We start from the raw sequence: 4,912 nt of genomic DNA on the forward strand, positions 1-4,912 counted from the left end.
AACAAGTTGGTCTGCGCTATCGTTGACCCCAGACACAGACACGTCCCACCAGCGCGGCGATCCTTTGGTTGTTGGGCAATAAGCGCGGAATCGAGCGGTCTGGCCGCCTGCGGCTTCAATGTAGGAGGCCAAAATATCTGAACGTGCAGCTTCGGGCCACAAATTAACCCATACAGCGCCGTCGATTGCGCGAAAATCATCGATCTCCATCGCGCACAGGCCGTTGCCGTTCATGTATTGAACGGTTCCATCAACACCCACCAGCTTGACGCAATCGGTGCTTTGATCGAGCACATTGGCCAGGCTAAGTGTGGAGAGCCGACTAACCGGAGACGACGGAACAAATGTCCCTTTGGCAAGCGGCGTTTGCACGTGAATTGTCGACATCGCACCGAGGCTTCCGTTGACAACGCACAGCTGCGAACCATACTCCGCCTTGGTAGGGTTATCTATACGAAACCCGCCAACCGGGCAACCAGTCGAATAAAAAGCGCTCCAATGCAAGTCTGGAATCTAAAGCTTACGGCGGCAACCATCCGACTGTTCGCTTGCTAAATTCGACATTCCAGACTTCACAACCGAGCAGGCGTTTGCAAGCTCAATGACGACCAACCGCCTTTAACGGAAGCCACCGTGCGGCTGTGGTTTGGGGACTGTCCGGACCTGGGTCGCAAACGGACACGTCTCCCATCATCGCACCCGAAATGAACGGGTGCAGGGTCTCGGGCCCTGCCTGCCGGAGGCGCCCTTATTCCCCTTTCACCCGATGATGTCGTGCGCGCGCAACCAGTCGATGATGGCCTGCGCGGCGTCGGCTTCTGTCATGGTGGCAGTGATGATGTGCAGCTGTGGGTGCTGCGGTGCTTCGTAGGGGCTGTCGATGCCGGTGAAGTTCGTCAGTTCGCCGCTGGCGGCTTTGGCATACAGGCCTTTGGGGTCGCGGGCCTGGCAGATTTCGATCGGGGTATCGACGAAGACTTCGACGAAACGTTCGGCGCCCACCAGCTGCCTCGCCATTTCGCGTTCTGAGCGGAAGGGGGAGATGAAAGAGCAGGTGACGATCAGGCCGGCGTCAGCCATCAGTTTGGCGATTTCGCCGATGCGGCGGATGTTTTCGACACGGTCGGCATCGGTGAAGCCGAGATCGCGGTTGAGGCCGTGGCGGACATTGTCCCCGTCCAGTGAGTAGGTGTGGCAGGCCAGCGCCGCCAGCTGGGCTTCGACCAGATTGGCGATGGTGGATTTGCCAGAGCCGGAGAGGCCGGTGAACCAGATCACCGCAGGCTGATGGCCTTTGAGCGCGCTGCGCTGCGCCTGGGTGACGGTCATCGGTTGCAGGTGGATGTTGCTGGCGCGGCGCAGGGCGTGGCGGATCATGCCGGCGCCTACCGTGTTGTTGGTGTAGCGGTCGATGAGGATGAAGCCGCCGGTGTCGCGGCATTCGGTGTAGGGATCGAACAGCAGCGGCGCGGTGGTTTCCAGATTGACCAGGCCGATCTCGTTCATGGCCAGCGTGCGTGCCGGTCGTTCATCAAGGCTGTTGATGTCGATGCGGTGCTTGAGCAGCGTCACCGACGCCGGCGTGGTGAGCGGGCCGGATTTGAGCAGATAGGACCGGCCGGGCTTCAGGGCATCTTCGTCCAGCCACAGCAGATCGGCGGCGAATTGCTGCGCCACGTGCGGCCGGTTTTCGGGGCTGACCAGCATATCACCGCGTGAAATGTCGATCTCGTCGGCCAGCACCAGCGTGACCGCCGTTTCCGTCCCGGCCACAGCCAGATCGCCATCAACCGTGACAATGCGCGTCACGTGCGTCGCCTTGCCCGATCGTGCCGTGATCACCGCATCGCCGGGCTGCACCTGGCCGGCGACGATGGTGCCGGCATAACCGCGAAAGCTGGCATCAGGCCGGTTCACCCACTGCACCGGAAATCGCAGCGGGCGCGCATCGCTGCCGGCATCCAGTTGTACGGCTTCCAGGTGCTCGATCAGCGTTGGCCCCTCGAACCATGGCATTTCGGCAGCCCGGGCGCACAGGTTAAGCCCACTGCGCGCCGCCATCGGAATGGCGGTGAAGCCGGCAAAGCCCAGCCGATCGGCGATGGCGGTATAATCCGCCACGATGGCGCGGAAGCGGGCTTCGTCGAAATCCACCAGATCCATCTTGTTCACCGCCAGCACGATGTGGCCGATGCCCATCAGCGACGCGATGAAACTGTGGCGCCGGGTTTGCGTCAGCAGGCCCTTGGATGCATCGACCAATATGATCGCCAGATCGGCGGTGGAGGCGCCCGTGGCCATGTTGCGGGTATATTGTTCGTGGCCCGGCGTGTCGGCGATGATGAAGCGGCGGCGCGGTGTCGCGAAAAATCGCCACGCCACATCGATGGTGATCCCCTGTTCGCGCTCGGCCTCCAGCCCATCGAGCAGCAGGGCGTAATCGACTTCTGCGCCGGTGGTGCCGTGCTTGCGGCTGTCGTCGATCAGCGTTGTCAGCGTATCATCCATGATCGCCTGGCTATCGTGCAGCAGGCGGCCGATCAGCGTGGATTTGCCGTCGTCCACCGATCCGCAGGTGATCAGGCGCAGCACGCCGTCGCGGGTGAGTTTGGCGCGGTAAAGATCAGCGCCCATCAGAAATAGCCCAGCCGCTTTTTCTGCTCCATCGAGCCATCGCCGTCGCGGTCGATCACCCGGCCCTGCCGTTCCGACGTGCGGGTATCGGCCATTTCCGCCACGATATCCGCGAGGGTTTCGGCATCGGATTCCACCGCGCCAGTCAGCGGATAACAGCCCAGCGTGCGGAAGCGGATGCGGCGCATTTCAGGCTCCTCGCCGGGCTGCAGCGGCAGGCGATCATCATCCACCATCAACAATACGTCGTCGCGCACCACGGTGGGGCGCATCGCCGCGAAATACAGCGGCACCACCGGGATCGCCTCGGCCGCGATATACCGCCAGATGTCCAGCTCGGTCCAATTGGAGAGCGGGAAGACGCGCATCGATTCGCCCGGGCCAACCCGGGTATTGTAGGTGCGCCAGAATTCCGGCCGCTGCCGGCGCGGATCCCACGCCTGATGCGCATCGCGGAACGAAAAGATGCGTTCCTTGGCGCGGGATTTTTCCTCGTCGCGCCGTCCGCCGCCGATCGCAGCGTCAAAACCGCCGCCAGTCAGCGACTGCAACAACCCGGCGGTGCGCATCACCTCGGTGTGCAACGCCGATCCATGGATGAACGGGTTGATGCCGCGCGCCGCGCCGTCCTCGTTGATATGCACTTGGCAGTCGATGCCCAGCGCCGGCATCAGCGTGTCGCGAAATTGCGCCATGGCGGCAAATTCCCACAAACTGTCGACATGCAGCAGCGGGAACGGCGGCAGCGACGGCCAGAACGCCTTCAGCGCCAGATGCAGCATCACGGTGGAATCCTTGCCGATCGAATACAGCATCACCGGCTTGCGGAACGAGGCCGCCACCTCGCGCAGGATGTGGATGGCTTCTGCCTCCAGCCGTGCCAGATCGGGCGCCAGCGGGGATAGCACGCCCGCCCCTGGACGCTGTTGGCCACCGCCGTTGCGGAATCGCGCCGCATACGCGGCAATGGCGGCATCGCTGTCCATGCTGACAGCCATAATGACATCGCCCAAAAAGCAAAAGGCCATTGTCGCGCGCCCGTAACGGTCATCGCGTACCGGGGCGGTTTTGAATTGTTGCGAATTGGCCACACAGGGGTGCGGAAACGCGCACCGCTGCGTATGCGCGCTTTACACAGGGGCGAGCTTTTCAGAGAAGAGCCGTGGGCCTGAGAGGGGCTGGGTATTGTGCTGTCGGTACGGCTGTGAGGCTGTTCCAGGATCAGTTCGGGGCTGAAAAGCTGACGAGTGGTCTCATGGCGAGACACAATCCTTTTGAATTTGATTAATAGAAGGAAGATATCGTGACGAACCTCAACAACACGCAACGGCGCCTCGCGCTCACGACCAGCGTTGCCACGCTGGCGCTCGCCTTGATGGCCGCTCCGAGCTTCGCGCAGACGGCCACCGCCGCCGCTGAAGCCGAAGCCGCTGATGAAGGTGTGATCGTCGTTACCGGTACGCTCATCCGCAACCCCAACCTCGTGTCGGCGTCGCCGATCGTCACGACCTCGGCTGAAACCATCCAGCTGCGCGGCAGCAACGTGGCCGAAGAAGTGCTGCGCGAAATCCCGGGCATCGTGCCGAACGTCGGCTCGGCCGTGAACAACGGCAACGGCGGCGCCAGCTTCGTCGATCTTCGCGGCCTCGGTGCCAACCGCAACCTTGTGCTGCTCGATGGCCAGCGCATTGCTCCGGCCGGCCTTGGCGGCGTGGTCGATCTCAACAACATCCCGCTGGCCCTCGTCGAGCGCGTTGACGCGCTGACCGGCGCTGCCGTGACCACCTATGGTGCCGATGCCATCAGCGGCGTCGTGAACTTCGTCACCAAGAAGAATTTCACCGGGATGGACCTGCAGCTGTCCAACGGCCTCAATGAGCGTGGCGACGGCCATCGCCTGCGTGCCGACTTGACCATTGGCGGCGACTTCGCCGACGGCAAGGGCAACGCCGTGATCTCGATGGGTTACCAGAAGTCTGATGCCGTTTTCCAAGGTGATCGCAACGTTTCGCTCCTTGGCATCAACAGCTTCACTGGCGGTGCTGGTGGCGGCTCGCCGACTTCGGTTCCGACGCGCATCCGCAACGTGCGCCCGATCGATCCGTTGACTGGGCAGCCAAGCACCAATCCAAACGTGGCCAACCTTGGCAACGGCCAGCTGTCGCCAGATGGCCGCACGGCAATCCCGTTCTACCAGGATTTCAACTTCAACCCATTCAACATCTTCCAGACGCCGTTCCAGCGCTTCAACCTGTTCGCCAAGGCCAATTATGAGGTC

Annotated in this window: 4 protein-coding genes; 1 reads left to right on the forward strand and 3 read right to left on the reverse strand. The window is 62.3% G+C overall.

Annotation, left to right across the window (positions count from 1 at the left end; genetic code table 11):
• The 3 genes from ACESL8_RS13035 to cysD form a co-directional block, all read right to left on the reverse strand.
• Positions 1-387, reverse strand: a 387-nt coding sequence (locus ACESL8_RS13035) for a PAS domain-containing protein (RefSeq protein ID WP_372919538.1), incomplete at its 3' end; no start/stop codon positions are given.
• Positions 388-759: 372 nt separating this feature from the next.
• Positions 760-2,634: a sulfate adenylyltransferase subunit CysN gene (gene cysN / locus ACESL8_RS13040; RefSeq protein WP_372919540.1), complete on the reverse strand. Its 1,875-nt coding sequence runs from the start codon at positions 2,632-2,634 to the stop codon at positions 760-762.
• Entirely contained in the window at positions 2,634-3,620 is a 987-nt protein-coding gene (cysD, locus tag ACESL8_RS13045; RefSeq protein WP_372919542.1) for a sulfate adenylyltransferase subunit CysD, read from the reverse strand. Before cysD ends, cysN begins: the two co-directional genes overlap by 1 nt.
• 317 nt (positions 3,621-3,937) lie before the next feature.
• Here cysD and ACESL8_RS13050 point away from each other — a divergent pair.
• On the forward strand, positions 3,938-4,912 hold a 975-nt coding region (locus ACESL8_RS13050; protein ID WP_372919544.1), incomplete at its 3' end, for a TonB-dependent receptor plug domain-containing protein.

The organism is Sandarakinorhabdus sp., assembly GCF_041689835.1.
Taxonomy (GTDB): domain Bacteria; phylum Pseudomonadota; class Alphaproteobacteria; order Sphingomonadales; family Sphingomonadaceae; genus Sandarakinorhabdus.

Excerpts from the sequence above, each read along its gene's own strand:
- cysN (WP_372919540.1), bottom strand. The coding sequence starts at position 2,634 with ATGGGCGCTGATCTTTACCGCGCCAAACTCACCCGCGACGGCGTGCTG.
- cysD (WP_372919542.1), bottom strand. The coding sequence starts at position 3,620 with ATGGACAGCGATGCCGCCATTGCCGCGTATGCGGCGCGATTCCGCAAC.